This is a genomic window from Haloplanus sp. (assembly GCF_028275055.1).
Taxonomy (GTDB): Archaea; Halobacteriota; Halobacteria; order Halobacteriales; family Haloferacaceae; genus Haloplanus.
The window spans coordinates 30767-47667 of the sequence record NZ_JAQCNJ010000025.1; the positions used below are offsets into that span (position 1 = coordinate 30767).

18 protein-coding genes are annotated in these 16901 nt (G+C 67.0%); 9 read left to right on the top strand and 9 right to left on the bottom strand.

The features are described from left to right. Positions 1 to 292: 292 nt before the first annotated feature. The gene (locus Q0925_RS03300; RefSeq protein WP_299331888.1) at positions 293 to 1306 is read right to left on the bottom strand and encodes an alcohol dehydrogenase catalytic domain-containing protein; all 1014 of its coding nucleotides are present in this window, start codon (positions 1304 to 1306) and stop codon (positions 293 to 295) included. A gap of 103 nt (positions 1307 to 1409) precedes the next feature. On the opposite strand from Q0925_RS03300, the gene Q0925_RS03305 reads away from it, so the two are divergent. After that, positions 1410 to 1694, top strand: a complete 285-nt coding sequence (locus tag Q0925_RS03305) for a translation initiation factor eIF-1A (protein WP_299331889.1) — start codon at positions 1410 to 1412, stop codon at positions 1692 to 1694. Between the two features lie 148 nt (positions 1695 to 1842). Next, on the top strand, positions 1843 to 3450 hold the full coding sequence (ggt, locus tag Q0925_RS03310; RefSeq protein ID WP_299331891.1) for a gamma-glutamyltransferase: 1608 nt from the start codon (positions 1843 to 1845) through the stop codon (positions 3448 to 3450). Between the two features lie 20 nt (positions 3451 to 3470). On the opposite strand, the gene Q0925_RS03315 is transcribed toward ggt, so the two are convergent. Further along, positions 3471 to 4577 (bottom strand): putative sulfate/molybdate transporter, encoded by a 1107-nt coding sequence (locus tag Q0925_RS03315; RefSeq protein WP_299331893.1) that lies wholly within the window; start codon positions 4575 to 4577, stop codon positions 3471 to 3473. 293 nt (positions 4578 to 4870) lie between these two features. Between Q0925_RS03315 and Q0925_RS03320 the strand changes: the two genes are divergently transcribed. The 6 genes from Q0925_RS03320 (at position 4871) to Q0925_RS03345 (ending at position 9186) form a co-directional block, all read left to right on the top strand. After that, the gene (locus Q0925_RS03320; protein WP_299331895.1) at positions 4871 to 5143 is read left to right on the top strand and encodes a hypothetical protein; all 273 of its coding nucleotides are present in this window, start codon (positions 4871 to 4873) and stop codon (positions 5141 to 5143) included. A gap of 89 nt (positions 5144 to 5232) precedes the next feature. Next, on the top strand, positions 5233 to 6501 hold the full coding sequence (hisD, locus tag Q0925_RS03325; protein ID WP_299331897.1) for a histidinol dehydrogenase: 1269 nt from the start codon (positions 5233 to 5235) through the stop codon (positions 6499 to 6501). A gap of 67 nt (positions 6502 to 6568) precedes the next feature. Next, positions 6569 to 6934, top strand: coding sequence for a HesB/IscA family protein (locus tag Q0925_RS03330; RefSeq protein WP_299331899.1), 366 nt, complete (start codon positions 6569 to 6571; stop codon positions 6932 to 6934). Positions 6935 to 7210: 276 nt separating this feature from the next. Further along, on the top strand, positions 7211 to 7543 hold the full coding sequence (locus Q0925_RS03335; protein ID WP_299331901.1) for a DUF7116 family protein: 333 nt from the start codon (positions 7211 to 7213) through the stop codon (positions 7541 to 7543). A gap of 87 nt (positions 7544 to 7630) precedes the next feature. After that, positions 7631 to 8179, top strand: coding sequence for a mechanosensitive ion channel domain-containing protein (locus tag Q0925_RS03340; RefSeq protein ID WP_299331903.1), 549 nt, complete (start codon positions 7631 to 7633; stop codon positions 8177 to 8179). Positions 8180 to 8235: 56 nt separating this feature from the next. After that, positions 8236 to 9186 carry a metal-dependent hydrolase gene (locus Q0925_RS03345; RefSeq protein ID WP_299331904.1) on the top strand — a complete coding sequence of 317 codons (951 nt, stop codon included), beginning with the start codon at positions 8236 to 8238 and terminating at the stop codon, positions 9184 to 9186. Between the two features lie 8 nt (positions 9187 to 9194). Here Q0925_RS03345 and idsA3 read toward each other — a convergent pair whose 3' ends face one another. The 3 genes from idsA3 to Q0925_RS03360 all read right to left on the bottom strand — a co-directional run bounded on the left by idsA3 (position 9195) and on the right by Q0925_RS03360 (position 12375). Beyond that, positions 9195 to 10241 carry a geranylfarnesyl diphosphate synthase gene (gene idsA3, locus Q0925_RS03350; protein ID WP_299331906.1) on the bottom strand — a complete coding sequence of 349 codons (1047 nt, stop codon included), beginning with the start codon at positions 10239 to 10241 and terminating at the stop codon, positions 9195 to 9197. After that, positions 10238 to 11590, bottom strand: coding sequence for a ribonuclease J (locus Q0925_RS03355; RefSeq protein WP_299331908.1), 1353 nt, complete (start codon positions 11588 to 11590; stop codon positions 10238 to 10240). The genes idsA3 and Q0925_RS03355 overlap by 4 nt, the downstream gene beginning before the upstream one ends. Before the next feature lie 248 nt (positions 11591 to 11838). Next, positions 11839 to 12375, bottom strand: coding sequence for an HAD family hydrolase (locus tag Q0925_RS03360; protein WP_299331909.1), 537 nt, complete (start codon positions 12373 to 12375; stop codon positions 11839 to 11841). A 187-nt stretch (positions 12376 to 12562) separates the two neighbouring features. Here Q0925_RS03360 and Q0925_RS03365 point away from each other — a divergent pair, with 187 nt between their 5' ends. Then, the gene (locus Q0925_RS03365) at positions 12563 to 13786 is read left to right on the top strand and encodes a carboxypeptidase regulatory-like domain-containing protein (RefSeq protein WP_299331910.1); all 1224 of its coding nucleotides are present in this window, start codon (positions 12563 to 12565) and stop codon (positions 13784 to 13786) included. Here Q0925_RS03365 and Q0925_RS03370 read toward each other — a convergent pair. Genes Q0925_RS03370 through Q0925_RS03385 form a run of 4 tightly spaced genes read right to left on the bottom strand, consistent with a single transcriptional unit; the run spans position 13783 to position 16898 of the window. Continuing rightward, the gene (locus Q0925_RS03370) at positions 13783 to 14991 is read right to left on the bottom strand and encodes an alanyl-tRNA editing protein (protein ID WP_299331911.1); all 1209 of its coding nucleotides are present in this window, start codon (positions 14989 to 14991) and stop codon (positions 13783 to 13785) included. The two genes, Q0925_RS03365 and Q0925_RS03370, sit on opposite strands and share 4 nt — an antisense overlap. Positions 14992 to 15028: 37 nt before the next feature. Then, entirely contained in the window at positions 15029 to 15580 is a 552-nt protein-coding gene (locus Q0925_RS03375; protein WP_299331912.1) for a helix-turn-helix domain-containing protein, read from the bottom strand. Positions 15581 to 15629: 49 nt separating this feature from the next. Next, positions 15630 to 16415 (bottom strand): VOC family protein, encoded by a 786-nt coding sequence (locus Q0925_RS03380; protein ID WP_299331913.1) that lies wholly within the window; start codon positions 16413 to 16415, stop codon positions 15630 to 15632. Between the two features lie 48 nt (positions 16416 to 16463). Then, entirely contained in the window at positions 16464 to 16898 is a 435-nt protein-coding gene (locus Q0925_RS03385; RefSeq protein WP_299331914.1) for a TIGR04206 family protein, read from the bottom strand. Positions 16899 to 16901: the final 3 nt, after the last annotated feature.

The window sequence follows — 16901 nt, forward strand, 5'->3', positions numbered from 1 at the left end:
GGTCACCGGTCGAACCACACACGCCGGCGGTCGGTGAGGCGGGCGTGTCCGACCGGTGGCTCTACGCGTGTGGACTCACGTCGATATGGCTGTCCGACGCCTCGCCGATGGGCTCCGTGCCGTCGAACTCGGCGACGGTCCGGCGGCGCTTGTCCGTCTCGCGGCCGCCATCGCCGGCACGTTCTTGCTGGGACGATCACCGGCTGCCGGCCCGGCGTCCGGGTCGTTGAGGGTGGTAGACGCGTCGGCGCCGGGGAGACAAAGGAACGAACCGGCTCACCGGGACGGTGGCTCAGGGGGTGACGACGAGTTTCCCGAGCGTCTCGCGGTCGCGCATCGCCGCGAAGGCGTCGGCCGTCTCGTCGAGGGGGTAAGCCCGGTCGATCCGAGGATCAAGGTCGCCGTCGGCGACGAGGCCGACGAGTCGTTCCAAGTCGGCTTGGGTCCCCATCGTGCTGCCGATAACGCGTTTGTGTGTCCGAAACAGGTGTCCGATGTCGAGTTCCGAGGTGGGACCGGCGGTTCGTCCGCAGACGACCATCCGACCGCCTCGGCGTAGTACGTCGAGGCCGAGGCCGGTGTACGCCCCGCCGAGGTGGTTGATGACCGCATCGGGCGTCCCCACCTCCCTGACCGCGTCGCGGAGGTGGTCGGGGTCGGTTCCCTCGATGGTGTGGTCCGCACCGAGGTCGGTGAGGGATTCGAGTTTCGACGCCGCCGACGAGGTGCCGATGGAGCGGACACCCATCACGTCGGCGAGTTGGACGGCCGCAACACCGACGCCGCCGGTCGCTCCCGGAACGAAAAGAAGGTCGCCGGGTTCGAGCGCCGCCCGGCGGAGCATGTGGTAGGCTGTCAGGTACGCCGTCGGAAGCGCCGCGGCTGTCGTCGTTGCTACCCCGTCGGGAAGGTGGATGAGTCGGTCGGCCTCGACGCGGGCGTCCTCCGCGAGACCGCCGTGGTACAGCGCGTACGACGCACAGAGGTTCTCCGGCCCTTCCCGACAGAAGCGACAGGAGCCACAGGTCAGGTTCGGACAGAGCACGACCCGATCGCCGGACTCGACGCCGGTCACACCGTCGCCAACGGCGTCGACGACGCCAGCCACGTCGAGACCGGAGACGAAAGGGAGGTCCGTCGGGTCGATCATCGCGGACGCCCCGTCGAGAATCCAGAGGTCGTGGTGGTTGATCGAGCACGCGTCGACGTCGATCCGGGCCTCACCCGGACCGGGCGACGGTGTCTGTTGCTTGACGATGGCTACCCCGTCCGGTCCGGTCAGGTCGGTGAAAGCTGCGGCGCGCATCAGCCCCCGTTTTCTCGGGATCGGCAAAGGTTTCGCGATGTCACGTGAGACACGATAACGAGCGTCTCCGATGACTTAACCGTCCCCACGGCGTAGCGTTTGTATGAGCGAAGAAAGCGGGCGACGGGACCTCCGGATGCCCGACGACGACGAGTTGTTCGCGGTCGTAACAGAGCACAACGGTGGAAATCACGTCCGTGTCCGGTGTGAGGACGGCGAGAACCGGATGGGGCGTATTCCCGGCCGGATGAAATACCGGACCTGGATCAACGAGGGCGACGTCGTTCTCGTCGAGCCGTGGTCGTGGCAGGACGAGAAGGCAAACATCGAGTGGCGCTACTCCGGGCAGGACGCCGACCAACTCCGCCGTGAGGGCCACATCGACTGAGCGCCACGCCGGGGACGGACGGGGCGAGATGGACCGGGACGCCGGCCGAACGCACGACGGCTGTGGCGGGGGCGTCTCCGTCCCGAACGGGCCGTCGTAAGCCACGGGCCACCAAACGGTTTTGTGCGCGCGGGGTGTCGGCCGATGTATGGATTCGACCCCTGATATCGACCGGTTCGACTCGCGTCGGTCCACGGTGTATGCACAAAACGGCGTGGTCGCAACCAGTCAGCCACTCGCCGCCGAGGCGGGCGTCACGATGCTACGTGAGGGCGGCAACGCCTTTGACGCCGCGGTGACCACGGCGGCCGCGCTGAACGTTGTCGAACCGATGAGCACCGGCATCGGCGGCGATGTGTTCGCGCTCTACCACACCGCAGACGGCGACGTCGGCGCGTTCCGTAGCTGTGGTGGCGCACCCGCCGAGGCGACGCGAGACGCCGTTCGAGAGCGCGTCGGCGGCGACGCGTCGGCGGCGATGCCGTCGGCCGGTCCGTTGTCGGTCACGGTCCCCGGAACCGTCCGCGGCTGGGAGCGACTGCTTGAGGACCACGGCCGCCGGTCGCTGGCCGCGGCGCTCGATCCGGCCATCGAGTACGCCACGGAGGGGTTTCCGGTGAGCGAGGTGATCGCCGAGATGTGGACGGTCGCCGAGGCGTTGTTCGACGAGGCCGACGCCAGAGAGGAGTACCTGCTCGACGGGCGGTCGCCCGAGGTGGGCGAGATGATGCGGCTCCCGGATCTGGGATCGACGTTCCGGACGCTGGCCGAGGCGGGGGCCGACGCGTTCTACGAGGGGCCACTCGCCGACCGTATCGCGAGCGCGGTTCGCGAGCGTGGGGGGCTGCTCGCGGCCGACGACCTCGCCGGCTTCGAACCGGAGTACGTCGACCCGGTCTCGACGACGTACCGTGGGGCGGAGGTGTACGAACTCCCGCCGAACAATCAGGGACTGATCGCACTCGAGGCCCTCAACATCGCCGAGACGGTCGACGCCGGCTCCTACGCCTACGACTCGGTCGAACGCGTCCACTACTTTGTCGAGTCGCTCAAACGTGCCTTCCACGATGGCCACCACTACATCACCGATCCCGAGTTCGAGGCGGTGCCGGCGCTGGGATCGAAGTCGTACGCGGCGGATCGGGCGACCACGGTCGGACAACGCGCGGGGAGCGTTTCCGTCGGCGGCCCGGGAGCGCCGCCCGAGGACGGCGACACGGTGCTTCTGACCGTCGCCGATGAGGCGGGCAACGTGGTGTCGTTGATCAACTCCATCTTCGGGCAGTTCGGGAGCGGCGTGGTCGTCCCCGGGACGGGGATCACCCTCCAGAATCGCGGGAGTTCGTTCTCGCTCGACCCGGAGCACCCGAACCGACTCGAACCCGGCAAGCGGCCGTTTCACACCCTGATCCCGGGGCTCGTTCGCTTCGACCGCGACGACTGGGCGGCCTTCGGCGTGATGGGCGGGTCGATGCAACCACAGGGACATCTCCAGGTGCTTGCGAATCTGCTCGACTACGACATGCCGTTGCAGGCCGCGATGGACGCGCCGCGGTGGCGTTACTTCGAGAACGGATCGCTCGCCGTCGAGGACCGGTTTCCGGAGGGTATCCTTCCGAAACTCACGCGCCGAGGCCACGACGTGACGGTTCGACCCCCGACGGCGTTTGGCGGCGGCCAGATCACGCGGCTGTCCGGTGGCGTCATCTCGGGGGCGACCGAACCCCGGAAGGACGGGGTCGCGACGGGGTTCTAACCCGACAGCTCTCGGGGGTATCAAACGGTTCGGCGAAGGCGGGTGAGGGCGTGGTAGCCGACAACGCCGACGACAAAGGCGACGCCGACGTTTGTCAGAAGGGCGACGACACCGACGGCACCGGTCAGGAGGGGGTCGTCGGTGTCGACGCCGGCCCGGCCGAGTTCGACGGCGACGAGGGCGAGCACGACCCCAAGAACGGCCATCGGGAACGCCGCGACGGCGTCGACGGCAACGAGCGCGAGGAGGACGTAGCCCCCGCCCAGAAGCAGGTTCGAGGTGGCGGTTCGCGCACCGAAAGCGTACTTCCCGGCGACGCCCCCGCTCCCGTGACACATGGGCATCGCGCCGAGGGGGAGAGCGAGCAGATTCATCAGTCCCATACTCGCCGAGAGGTCGTCCGGCGACGTATCGGCGTCAAAGTACTCCCCGACCAGCAGTGACGTGGCGACGGCGGCGTTTCCGACGGTCATCGCCAGCTGACCGAGCGTCGCGCCGAGGGTGTTCCGGGAAAGGGAGAGACTCGCCGGGTCGACGAGAACGAGCGACGGAAGTCGTGGGGTGATCGACCCGGCCGCCGAAACGGCGAGCACACCGCCGAGAAGGAGGACCGCAAGCGGTGCGAGGCGCCGGTAGCCAACGAGGACGGCCACAAGGGCGACGACCCCCGAGGCGGCCGCGAGCGTGGGGTCTGCAAGCCCTGTCGTCACGCCGGTCCGCAGGAGGATCAACCCGACACCGAGTTGGATGCCGCGGACGACCGGTTCGCCGACGTACGGAGCCAGCCGATCCAATCCGCCCGCGCGGCCGACGACCAACAAGACACCGCCGGCGAGCAGGCCGGCCATGACGTACTCGCCGGTCGAGAGCCCGCCGGCGATTACCAACGCCGCGAGGGCCTTCATCGGCTCAACGGACATCGGGTAGCCGTAATGAAGCCCCCAGACGACCTGGAAGACGCCGAAGCCGAGCAACAACCGAGCGAGCGAGAGGTCGGTGAGCGCCGCGACGGCGACGACGATAGGGAGCACGGTCACCGCATCGCCCACCGCACCGGTCACCTCCCCGAAGTCGACCTCGAACCGCGACCTCGACTTCGCGTACCGTTCCCGTTCCGGCGTTCCCATCGCCGCGGTCTACCCCTCCGATACATAAAGAAGTATTGAAAAACTTATACAAACTACGATCGGGACGATACGTTACGTATTTCGGTTACACCAGAATGGGACAGGGGTTCGGCAAGGGTCGAGCCGTCCCGTCGGGGGTGACGACCGCTACCGACGGTATAAACTGTTTGAACCATTCTGTGTCGGTTGTAAAACGAGGTGAACGACACGACCGATTCCGCTGGGGGTTCGAACACACCTGAAGCCAGTCCAACGATTTGACCGTTATATGAACGTGGAGTGGAAAGGGGCGGGTGGAGCCAGTCATCATGTCCGTCCCCGAGTCCACCGCCGTTGCACGCACCGCCGTTGAGTCGCTCTCGGTCCCCACGGTCCTCCGGCGGGCCGCGTCGCTTGCGGCGCGGGCCGTTCGCTTCGTCGCGTTCTGGCTGGCGGCGCTTCTCCCGTTCAGTTATCTCCCCCTGCTGGCGACGGGACTGGCCGCCACACACCAGTTCGCCTTCGGCGGACTGGTCGGTCTCAACGCCGTCGCGTTCGTGATGGGGCACTCACACAACACGGAGTGAGCCGCGGTGGGGCAGACCCGGTGATGGACTCGACTCCCGTGGGCGGGCGGACCGGAATCCCTTTTCGACCGCCGGCGTAACCCGACGACATGGAAGTACGCGAAATCGAAGCGCTCGGGCCCGAAGAGCGCGCCGCGCTGTTCGGCCGCGACGCCGGCGTCGAGGAGGTCCGGAACGACGTCCGCAGGATCGTCGGTCGGGTTCGGGACGAGGGTGACGTGGCGGTACGGGAGTTCTGTCGCGAGTTCGACGGCGTCGAGGTCGGGAACATAGACGTGACCGACGCGGCCGAACGGGCCCACGAACGCGTCGACGACGACCTGCTGGACGCGATCCGGGCGGCCGCGGACAACGTCCGCGAGTTCCACGAGAAACAACTGCCCGCGGACTGGCGTGAGGACTTCGACGGGCGGGAACTCGGGCGACGATTTCGGCCGCTTGAACGGGTCGGCGTCTACGTCCCCGGCGGCGCGGCCGCCTACCCGTCGAGTGCGCTGATGGGGGTCGTCCCCGCGACGGTGGCTGGCGTCGGCCACGTCGCCGTCGCCACCCCACCCGCCGAGGAGATGAACGACGCGACACTCGCGGCTATCCACGAGGCGGGAGCGGACGTCGTCTACAGCATCGGGGGAGCACAGGGTGTCGCCGCACTGGCATACGGCACCGAAACCGTCGACGCCGTCCAGAAGATCGTCGGGCCGGGCAACCGGTGGGTGACCGCCGCCAAGGCCGAGGTGCGGGGTAATGTCGATATCGACTTTCTCGCCGGACCGAGCGAGGTGCTCGTCATCGCGGATGAGACGGCGGATCCCGCGTTCGTCGCCGCGGAGCTGCTCGCACAGGCCGAACACGACCCCCACGCGTCGGTCGTCGCGGTGACCGCCGATCCGGCCCTCGCCGACGCGGTGGCCGAGGCGGTCGACGACCAACTGCCGGACTGCGGGCGCCGCGAGACGGTCGAGGCCGCCCTCAACAACGATGCCAGCGGAGTTCTTCTCGCGCGGTCGATGTCCGAGGCGGTGCTGTTCGCCGAGGAGTACGCGGCCGAACACCTCTCGATCCAAGCCGAGGACGACGAGGCGGTACTCGATCGCATCGACAGCGCCGGAAGCGTCTTTCTCGGGCCGTACACACCGGTTGCGGCGGGGGACTACGCCTCCGGCACCAACCACGTCCTGCCGACTGGCGGCGGGGCGAGGCGCTTTGGCGGGCTGTCCGCCGAGACGTTTCTCCGGTCGACAACGGTCCAGCGTCTCGACAAAGAGGCCCTCACCGACCTCTCGGAGACGATCACGACCCTCGCGGGGGCGGAAGGACTCGACGCACACGCCGAGAGCGTTCGTCGGCGTTTCGAGTAGCCGGCGTAACGACGAGTCGTTACATCCTCCCGTCAGGGTTAACACGCTTGACCCTGTAACCACGTTTATGAGCACCGAAACCGTGGACGGGACGACCGACCGGGTCGTCGAAATCACCCCCGACGCGGCGGATCAAGCGTTGTCGCTGATGGACCGGGAGGGGATGGACTCGGACATCGGCGGACTGCGCCTGTTCGTCCAACAGGGTGGCTGTGCCGGACTCTCGTACGGAATGCGATTCGACGACGAACCGGAAGACGATGATATGATAATCGAAGCACACGACCTCCGAGTGTTCGTCGACCCGGCCAGTGCCGACTACATCGGCGGATCGGTGCTTGACTTCGAGTCGGGGTTACAGGCCGAGGGATTTCACGTTGAGAACCCGAACGTCGTCTCCGAGTGTGGCTGTGGCGAGTCCTTCCGGACCTGACGTGTCGCCCGGGGAGTATACCACACCGGCCGACACAGTCGTCTACGTCCACCGCGATGTCGCGAGCGTGGCCCCGAGGCCGAGTTTTCTCACCGTATCGGAGTGACCGATAGGGCCGCCGTAGCGGGTGCGGGACGTTCGACAACGCGGGTAACGCGACGGGTCACGTCAAATGCACTCCGTGGCACCCATCCGAATCCGGACCGCTGGGACGCGGCGCACGAGTAATGAGAGTGTGGTAACACTTATCATCCGACACCCCGTATATGACGATACATGGCCCCTGTTACCATGCCACCCATAGAGGAGGCACGAGACATCTTCCGGCGCCTTGGCTACTCGGTCAAGGACGACGGGGGCGAACTCCGTGCCGAGCGAAAATGGCGGACCGTCCACGTGACCGCACTCGACGCCGATGAAGCGTCGTCGCCCCGAACACTCCGGGCCGACGGAGGGCGAGCGGAGTATCGGCTCCGATGTTTCGTCACGTGGATGACCGCTGCAGGGGACCTGCGAGACCGTCTCAGCCGTCTCGATCCGGCGTACGAGTGGGCGGTCATCGGCGTCGAGGACGACGGCTACGAGGTTGTCGACAGCGTGGTCGCCTGAGCCCGCGACAGCGTGATCGCCCGAGAACAACGGTATTACCCACCGTTCCTCCACGAGTTCACCTACCGAGCGGTCCCGACGTAACGTATGCTCGACGTGTTACAGTCGTCGCTCGTCCGGGGTGTGTTCGCCGACTTCCTGAGTCGACTGGTCGACGCCGTGCCGACGCTTATCACGGGCGTTGTCTTTCTCGTGTCGGCGGCGCTCCTCGTCAAACTCGTTTTGGCCGTCCTGAAGACGGCGCTCGCCCGAGCGATGGCCGGGGAATCGCCCGTCTACCGCCGGTTTATATCGACAGTCGTCGCGGGCTCTCTCTGGTTCGGAGTCGGGCTTTCGACGCTTTCGGTGGTCGGTCTCGACGGCATTGCGACGTCGCTGGGGACCGCCGCCGGCTTTCTCGCCCTCGGTGTCTCATATGCGACCAGCGAGATGATTGCGGACGCGGTGGCCGGGGTGTATCTCCTGCGGGACCCCGATTTCGAGGCCGGCGACCGCATCCGCGTCGACAGCATGGAGGGTATCGTCGAATCGATCGAACTCCGGAAGACCCGGTTCAGCGTCAAGGGCGACACCGTCGTCCGCGGGAACGCCGACATCGAAGCCGGGTGGACGAAGGTCGGCACCGAGAAGGCGTGAGTCCTGTTTTCACGCCGTCCGGATAACTTATGCCCGGTGGCCACGGACATGATCGTATGTTCGTTGGCCACGCCGCTCTGGCCTTTGCCCTCGTGGCCAGCGTCGCACTCGCCAGCGGGTGGGACGCCGACCGGGTGTTCGCCGTTGGCTTTCTCGCGGCCGGGTTTGCCACACTCCCCGACGTCGATATGGCGTACGCCGTCGTCGGTGTTGCGGGTGTCGTAGGCGGCGACAGCCTGACGCTTGCGAGTGCGTTCTGGTCGACCGGGAACCTCGTCCATCGCGCCGTGACACATTCGCTCGTCCTAGCAGGGCCGGTTGCCCTGCTTGCCGCGCTCCGAACCGCCGCCGCCCATCGCGTTCGGTGGCTCTCGGTCCCGCTCGCGGTTCTCGTGGTCGGCGCCGTCGGCGCCGTCAGCGGGGCGCTCGGAACCATGGTGACGCTCCTGTTCGTTCTCGGTGCTGTCGCCCTCGGCGAGGTCGTCGCCCGTCACACGAGCCTCGGCATCCGGCACGTCTTCGTCGCCGGACTGGTCGGCCTCCTCTCCCACCCGTTCGGCGACCTCCTCACCGGAGAGCCGCCGGCCATGTTCTACCCGATCGATGTGACGCTCGTTGGGGAGCGCCTCGCCCTCTCGGCCGACCCGACCCTCCATCTCCTCGGCGCGTTCGGCGTCGAACTCGTGACGATTTGGGCGGCCGTGATCGTCGGCTGTGCCGTTGCCGGCCTTCGACCGACGACCGCAATCAGACCGCGGGCGACGCTCGGCGCGGGCTACGCGGCGAGCATCGTTCTCATCCCGGCCCCGACACTCGACCTCTCGTACCCGTTCGTGTTCACCGTGCTCTGTGTCGGTGCCCTCGGTCTCCGCCCACGGATCCGGTTCGAGAACGCCCGCCGACCGACGATCGAATCGCCAGGCTGGCTCCCAGCACTCGTCACCGGCCTGTCGGCCATCACGGTCGCGTGGCTCGCGTACGGCCTCGTCTACGTGGTCGTTGGCTGAAAGAGCGCTCAGTAGCCCCGGGAGATGAGGTACTCGGCGATGTCTTCGAGCATCGACCGGGCCTCGTTGTCCGGGAGCGCCTTGAGATCCGACTTACTCCGCTCGACGAGCGATCGGGCCTTCTCGCGGGCGTACTCGATGCTTCCGGCCTGTTCGAGCGTTCCGACCGCGGCCTCAACGGCTTCGTCGGTCAGCGACGTGGCGTCGTCGGCGTCGACGAGGCCGTCGACATCGACGCCCTGCTGGCGAGCGTGGAGCGTAATGAGCGTCTCTTTGTTTTCGACGAGGTCGGAGCCACGTTGCTTGCCGAGATGCTCCGACGGGACCGTCAGGTCGAGCACGTCGTCTTGGATCTGGAAGGCCGATCCCGAGTGGATGCCGTAGTCATAAAGCGCGTCCACCACGTCGTCGTCGGCGTCGAGCAGGATCGCTGGCGTCGCGGCGGCGTCGCCGTACAGCACCGCGGTCTTTGACTCGACCATCTCCAAATACTCCTCGGGAAGCACCGTTTTCCGGTGTTCGAACTCGACGTCGAGGGCCTGTCCCTCACAGATACGGGTGCAGGTGTTCGCGAGCATCCGCATCGCCTCAAGCCCGTTCGCGGGGGCGGCTCCCGTCTCGGCCATGATCTCGAAGGCGGTGGAGTAGAGCGTATCCCCCGCCAGAATGGCGGTATCGACATCGTATGCCTCGTGGACAGCGGGAACGCCCCGGCGGAGGGGGTCGTCGTCCATGATATCGTCGTGAATGAGCGTAAAGGACTGAATGATCTCGAGGCTTACAGCCCCGGCCATCACGTCCACCTTGACGCCGTCGGCGGTGGGAAACGCCCGGTAGTCGACGGAGAGCGGCGGCACGTCCGCGACAGCCTCGGCGGCCAAAAGCGAGACGGTCGGCCGGAGACGCTTGCCACCCGCCTTCAGCAGGTAGCGTGAGGCCTCGTACAGCCGTTCGGGTGCCGCGAGTGGGAGGTCCTCGTCGATTGCCGCGTTGACCTGCCCGCGACGCTCCCGAACCGCCGCGAGCACCCGCTCTTCCGTCGGATCGGTCGTCATTCCACCAGTTGAATCATGTTGCCGTTGCGCGTGATATGCAGGTCACGACCCACGGCGTAGCCCTGTCCCTCCACTAGATCGACGTAGGGCGCGTACCCTTCGAGGCTTTGGTGGGCGGGAATGACGTGTTGTGGCTGCAACGCCTGCAGCATCTCGTAGTGGCCTTCCTCTCGGAGGTGGCCCGAGACGTGGATGTCGTCGTAGATGCGCGCGCCCTGCATACGGAGCAGGCGCTCGGACTGGTAGCGCTGTCCCTCGTTGGTCGGCTCCGGAATCACGCGGGCCGAGAACATCACCTTGTCGCCGTCCTCCAGTTCGTACGGCGTCTCGCCGCGGCCCATCCGCGTCAACATCGCGCGCGGTTCGCCCTGATGGCCCGTCACGATGGGCAGAAAGTTCTCCTTGCCCTCCTTCATGATCCGTTTGAACGTGCGGTCGACCGACTTGCGGTGGCCGTACATCCCGAGGTCATCGGGGAAATCCACGAAGTCGAGCCGTTCGGCGGTGCCCGAGTACTTCTCCATCGACCGGCCGAGCAGAACCGGCTGGCGGCCGATGTCCTTTGCGAACTCAACCAGACTGGAAACGCGGGCGATGTGTGAACTGAACGTCGTGGCGACGATGCCGCCGTCGTAGTCCTCCACGGAGTACATCGTGTCACGGAGATGTTTGCGTGCGACGGACTCGCTGGGGGTTCGGCCCTTCCGACCCGCGTTGGTGCAGTCCTCGATGTAACAGAGAACACCCTCGCCCTCGCGACCGATCTCGCGAAACCGCTTCATATCGATCGGGTCGCCGATGACCGGTGTGTGGTCCATCCGTTTGTCGAGGCCGTAGACGACCGACCCCTCGGGTGTGTGGAGCACCGGGTTGATGGCGTCGATGATCGAGTGGGTGACGTTGACGAACTCGAGATCGACCCTGCCCGAGTCGCCGATAGACATCGTCTCGCCCGCGTCCATCTTGGTCAGATCGTTGTCGACGTTGAACTTGTTCTCGCCGTCGATCTGTTGTTTCACCAGTTCGATGGTAAACGGCGTCGCGACGATGGGGGCGTCGTAGCGGTGTGCCAGTTTGCTGATCGCGCCGATGTGGTCGAGGTGACCGTGGGTCGGGACGATGGCCTGTACGTCGCCTTCGAGATCGCTCATCACCCGGTCGTCGGGGATGGCACCCATGTCGATCAGGTCGAGACTGTGCATCTGTTCGGTTTCGACGTTGTCGTGGATCAGCACCTGCGAGAGGTTCAGACCCATATCGAAGATAACGACATCGTCGCCGGCACGGACGGCAGTCATCTGCCGACCGACCGCTTCGTAACCGCCGATTGTTGCGATTTCTATTTCCATGGTTTTCGGTTCCCGAGCATCGAAACGCCACTAACGTGGCACGCTGCTCATGCAAATCCCGTCTGGGGGTCACCGGCCCCGGCTGCTCACGGCACGTCGGTCGCGCCGGCGCCGGCGTCTCACGGCACGTCGGTCGTTGGTCCCCGCGTGCGACACACCGCGTGTCGCACTTACCCGCGGGCTACTGGTACGTCACCGTACGCCCCGGGGTAATAAAAAACTACGTGGGTCCGTCGCGCCGGCGACGGCTACAGATCGTCGACGAACTCGAAGGCGACGCCGGCGCGGTCGGCGGTGGTCGCGTCACGTTCCGAGTCGCCGACAAACAGCGCCGAGGCGGGATCAACCCCGAGGCGGTCGAGGGTCGCGAGCAGGGGTTTCGGATCGGGTTTGTGCGTCGGCACCGAATCCCGGCCGACGACCGAACCGACGTGATCAAGAAGGCCGTGGCGGTCGAGTGCGCGTCTGCAGGCGGTCTCGGCGTTGAGCGAGCAGACGCCGACCGGGACGTCCCGTTTTGCGACCCGGTCGGCAAGGGGGAGCCGAACCGAGCGCTCGGCCCCGCGGCGCTCGTGGGCCGTGAGCACCGACTCCAGTTCCTCCGCAAGGCCGTGTTCCGGGGCTGTCTCGAACAACGACCAGAGGTCGGCGTCCGCGGCGTCGACACCCGCGTCGGCGAACACCGCCGTGGCGTCGCGGGCGGCGGCGTCCCAGTTGACCGTCAGCCGAACCAACGTCCCGTCGAGGTCGTACACCACAGCCCCGTGGTCGGTACGAGAGGTCACGACCCGAAGGAGGAGCGCCCGGGCAATGTGGGCTTCGGTCGCGGTGGCGGGGCGTGAACACCCGCGTCGGCGTGGCCCAGTCACCGGTCGTTGGAGTCGGGTGGCCCGGCTGATCGGCCGCCGGTGCAAAGCCGGATCGACCGTGACAGCCAGTGGTATTTTACAACCGGCCGATATGGATGCGCCTATGGGACGAGCTCATATCGTCGTGGCTCTGACCGTCGCTCTGGCTCTCGCTTCGGTCGTCGGAGTCGCGGGAACCGCGGTTGCACAGTCGGGTGAGACGGTTACAGTCACTGTTGCCGTCCGCGATTCGGCGGGTAACCCGATCAGCGACGCCGATATTGACGCCGAGTGGGACGGCGGCTCGACAACGGCGACAACCGCCGGGAACGGAAAGGCGTTCATCGACGTTCCCGAGGGCACGGAGGTGTCGGTCGAGGTGGAACACCCGCGGTACGTTCGGACCAGTCCGTACACCATCGCCGACGCGTCCGAACGCGAAGTCGAGGTCGAGGTGTTCCGAAAGAGCTCGGTGCGTCTTGAGGTGAGCGACGACGACGGCCCCGTCGGGAACGCGGAGGTACTGATCGAACGGGGAGGACTCGAGATAACGACGGGTACGACCGACTCGGACGGTGTGTACGAGTCGGATATCATCCAAGCGGGTGACTACCGGGTCACCATCCGCAAGCCCGGCTACTACACCGAGCAGAAGTCGCTCGAAATCGACGGCAACGTCACGAACCGGGTCGCCCTGCGGGCCGGCTCCGTCTCGGTTGACGTCACCGTCATCGACCCGCATTTCGACTCGCCGCGGTCGGTCAACGACGCCCAGGTGAATCTCACCGGGTTCGCGACATCGCGGACCGGGCCGGACGGACGAACCGTTCTCGGCACGCCGGTCAACGTCCGGACGACACTACAGGTCGACAAGGAGGGCTACCGGGGCAAGTCCCGTGACGTGCGGATCGGGGAGTCGGATACGAACGTCACGGTCGAGATATCCCGGGAGCCGTCGCTCACCATCGAAGCGACAAACGAGCGTATCGTCACCGGCGAGCGAGTGCCGGTTGTGGTGGCGAACGCGTACGGCGAACCCGCGCCGGGGGTGACCATCACCCTCGACGGTGACACCGTCGGGACGACCGATACGGAAGGCGAGTTCGCGGCCCGAATCAACGAGTCCGGCGGCCACACGCTCCGGGCCACCGACGGTGGCGTCCGCTCGAACGAGGTCAGCGTCGAGGCCATCGCGCCGCCGGGCAGCGACACGGCGACCCCCGCCTCACCGACGCCCGACGCCACCGCGACGGCGGCGACCGAGACGGAGGCGGTTACCCCCGGGTTCACGGCCGTAATCGCCGTGTTTGCGCTTCTCTCGGCCGCGTTCCTCCTCCGGCGGCGCTAGTCGCGTAGCGCGTCGACGACCGTCTCCGGGTCGGCGTCGAGGCCGCCACCCTGTGCGAACGTCGGCCCGCCACCGCCGCAGCCGCCGAACCGGTCGGTCAACTCGTCGACGACGTCGTCCGCGTCGGTCCCGGCGTCGTCCGTCGTTGCGACGACCACGTATGGGGTGTCCGTCTCCCCGACGACCGCGACCACGTCGGCGTCGGCGTCGTCGCCGTCGCCGACCCGGTCCTGAACGGCGTCGTCGACCTCGTTGGGGCCGAAGTCAGTGACGGTCCCGACACGCCGGCGGTCGCCGTTGGCCTCGACCGTTCGGAGCGTGGACAGACGCGCGTCGAGCACCTCGGATTTGTACGCCGCGCACTCGGCTTCGAGGGCGTCGCGGTCGGCCCGCAGGTCGGAAACGGCATCGGGCAGGTCGGCCGCGTTCGTCCCGAGGGCACGCGAGGCGTCGAGGGCGGCCCGGTGGAGCGTCGCCCGGCGCTCGATGGCCGTCGGGCCGACGGCGAACTCGACGCGCGTGAGGCCCTCGCCGGGGTTCGACCGGCGCAGCACCGACACGGGGCCGATCTCTCGGGTGTTCGAGACGTGTGTCCCGCCACAGGCCGCCACGTCCCAGCCGGCGACCTCGACGAGACGGACGGTGTCGGCGTTGTCCATCACACCCTCCTCGGTTTTGGTGTTGAACGCGACGTCGTCGCGGGCGCGGGCCTCCTCAACCGGCACCCGCTCCCACGAGACGGGGCGGGAGTCCCACACCGCCTGGTTGGTGAGGCGTTCGAGTGTCACCAAGGTGTCGTCGTCGATGTCGGTGGCGGTGGCGAAGTCGACCCGGACTTTCTCCTCGTCGATGCCGAACCCGCCGTAGCCAGGATCCTCGAGGAGCCGCCGGCCCGCGCCGTAAAGGAGATGACTTGCGGTGTGTGCGCGGGTACAGTATGTACGGAAGTCGTCGTCAACGACACCGAGAACCGTCTCGCCGGTGTCTGCGTCGGGAACCTCGGCGAGATGGTGGACAACGGCGTCGCCGTCGGCCTGCACGTCGGCCACGGGGACGCCGGCGAGGGTTCCGCGATCCGCGGGTTGGCCGCCGCTTTCGGCATAGAAATATGTCCGGTCGAGAACGACCGCCCGGCCGTCGTCGAGGCGGCTGATGGTCGCTTCGAACTCCCGTACCTCGGGGTCGTCGGGCGCACGCGTCTGCATGGCCGGTGGTCGGACGCCCGAGCGATAAAACCGTTCCCTACTCGTCGACGAGGTCGATACCCAGTCGGTCCGCGACGGCGCGGACGACCGACCCGCCGACACCGGCGCGGGCCGCACGACCCTGTTCGAGGGCGAGAACGTCGTCCTCGTCGGCGTCGACCGCTGTTGCGAGTTCCGCGAGGGTGAGGCCCGCCTCCTGTCTGGCTGTCTCTACCCGGTCGCCGTACCCCGAGATGAGGTACGGAAGGCGGTCGTCCTCGTAGTTGGTCCCCTCCTCCTCCCAGTTTTTCGTGTCGCTCTTGGCGGCGTCGTGCATGCGGGCGGTGTTCTGGGCCGCGCGCTTTCGCCGGCTGGGTTCGTCGGCGTCGGTTCGTGACCCCGACGACCCGGACCCGGACCCGGAACCCGACCCCCGGCCACCGGCCCCGCCGTTGCCGCCGGAGTCGTCGTGAGGCGTGCAGTCCGAGCAGACGAGTAGGTTCGCGCCGGCGACGTTCGCCCGTTCGAGGTTCGACGTCTCGTAGCCACAGAGTTCGCAGGCGTCGCCGTCGCCGCCGCCCCGATCGGGGCCGGTCGAGTATTTCGTCATACAACGATGTACTCGGTCGTGGTATTTTAACTCCCGGTCCTGTGCGGGATCACTCCGGGAACAACGGCGGCGACAGGCTCTCGCGTTCGATGAGTTCGATTTCGTGGCCGTCCTGATCCGTCGTGAACGCGTACATATCGTCACACGAGGCGGGGTCGCGATAGTCGGCCGCCCCCCGTTCCATCAGCCGCGACCAGTCGTCGTGGAGACCGTCGACCCGGACACAGAGATGCCCCCAGGCGTCGCCCATCTCGTAACTCCGGCCGTCGTAGTTGTAGGTGAGTTCGACCGACATCGCCTCCGGTGGCGCGCCCGCGGGGTCGGTGAAGTAGTTGGCGAAGGTGTCCGACTCCCAGCGGCCGGCGGGAACGTGTCCGAACTTCCGGACCCAGAAGCCGAGGGCGGCGTCGGCGTCCTCGACGCGGATCATGGTGTGGTCGAGGCTCCAGCGTGCGCCGTGGTCGCGTTCGACGAGTTCGACCTCGTGGCCGTCCGGATCCGTCACGAACGCGTACCCACCGCCACAGGAGTCGGGGTCGCGGTAGTCCTCGACGCCCGCATCCATCAACTCCGCGTACGCATCGTACACGTCGTCGACACGGACGGCGATGTGGCCCCACGCGTCGCCCATCTCGTTGGGGCCACCGTCGTGGTTGTGGGTGAGTTCCAACATCGCACCATCGTCGTGCATGGCTTCGGGGCCGAGGTAGACGATGGTGAAGTCGTCGGCCTCCCAGCGGTCCTTCTCCTCGTAGTCGAGATGCGACCGGTACCAGTCGAGCGAGTCGTCGAGGTCGGCGACTCGCATCATTACATGATCGAGTGTGCCGGACATACGCGGTTCGAGAACGGGCGCGCCGAAAAGCGTACCGTTCGGTCCCGGTCACCCCTTCTCGGCGAACGGGCGGGTGTACACCACCCACGCGACGACGAGGCAGGCAACGGCCCCCAGCGGCCACGCCGCCCGGTCGGGCTGAAACGAGAACCCGCGTGCGAGGCTCATCTGCGCGACGGCCGCGGCGACGAGAAGTCCAGCCGTCACGCGGCGGTCCTCGCGGCCGACGACCCGGCCTGCGATGGCGCTTGCAAGCGCGAGGAGATAACAGCCGACCGAGAGCGGCCACGCGAGAATGTACGACGGCAGTCCCATCGTATACCGGAACAGAAAGTCCCAGAGAAAGGCGACGCCGAAGGGATCGGTGTTGAGCAGTCCCCACGCGAAAACGTACGTCGGCGGGCGACCGCCGGTGAACGTCTGGATCGACCACGGCACCGCGAGGAGGGCGAGCATCGCCGCGAGCGTCGGGCGGTCGGTCACCGG

Excerpts from the sequence above, each read along its gene's own strand:
- Q0925_RS03375 (WP_299331912.1), bottom strand. The coding sequence starts at position 15,580 with ATGACGAAATACTCGACCGGCCCCGATCGGGGCGGCGGCGACGGCGAC.
- Q0925_RS03345 (WP_299331904.1), top strand. The coding sequence starts at position 8,236 with ATGTTCGTTGGCCACGCCGCTCTGGCCTTTGCCCTCGTGGCCAGCGTC.
- Q0925_RS03305 (WP_299331889.1), top strand. The coding sequence starts at position 1,410 with ATGAGCGAAGAAAGCGGGCGACGGGACCTCCGGATGCCCGACGACGAC.
- Q0925_RS03300 (WP_299331888.1), bottom strand. The coding sequence starts at position 1,306 with ATGCGCGCCGCAGCTTTCACCGACCTGACCGGACCGGACGGGGTAGCC.
- idsA3 (WP_299331906.1), bottom strand. The coding sequence starts at position 10,241 with ATGACGACCGATCCGACGGAAGAGCGGGTGCTCGCGGCGGTTCGGGAG.
- Q0925_RS03355 (WP_299331908.1), bottom strand. The coding sequence starts at position 11,590 with ATGGAAATAGAAATCGCAACAATCGGCGGTTACGAAGCGGTCGGTCGG.
- Q0925_RS03330 (WP_299331899.1), top strand. The coding sequence starts at position 6,569 with ATGAGCACCGAAACCGTGGACGGGACGACCGACCGGGTCGTCGAAATC.
- Q0925_RS03315 (WP_299331893.1), bottom strand. The coding sequence starts at position 4,577 with ATGGGAACGCCGGAACGGGAACGGTACGCGAAGTCGAGGTCGCGGTTC.
- Q0925_RS03365 (WP_299331910.1), top strand. The coding sequence starts at position 12,563 with ATGGGACGAGCTCATATCGTCGTGGCTCTGACCGTCGCTCTGGCTCTC.
- hisD (WP_299331897.1), top strand. The coding sequence starts at position 5,233 with ATGGAAGTACGCGAAATCGAAGCGCTCGGGCCCGAAGAGCGCGCCGCG.
- Q0925_RS03370 (WP_299331911.1), bottom strand. The coding sequence starts at position 14,991 with ATGCAGACGCGTGCGCCCGACGACCCCGAGGTACGGGAGTTCGAAGCG.
- Q0925_RS03340 (WP_299331903.1), top strand. The coding sequence starts at position 7,631 with ATGCTCGACGTGTTACAGTCGTCGCTCGTCCGGGGTGTGTTCGCCGAC.
- ggt (WP_299331891.1), top strand. The coding sequence starts at position 1,843 with ATGGATTCGACCCCTGATATCGACCGGTTCGACTCGCGTCGGTCCACG.
- Q0925_RS03335 (WP_299331901.1), top strand. The coding sequence starts at position 7,211 with ATGGCCCCTGTTACCATGCCACCCATAGAGGAGGCACGAGACATCTTC.
- Q0925_RS03380 (WP_299331913.1), bottom strand. The coding sequence starts at position 16,415 with ATGTCCGGCACACTCGATCATGTAATGATGCGAGTCGCCGACCTCGAC.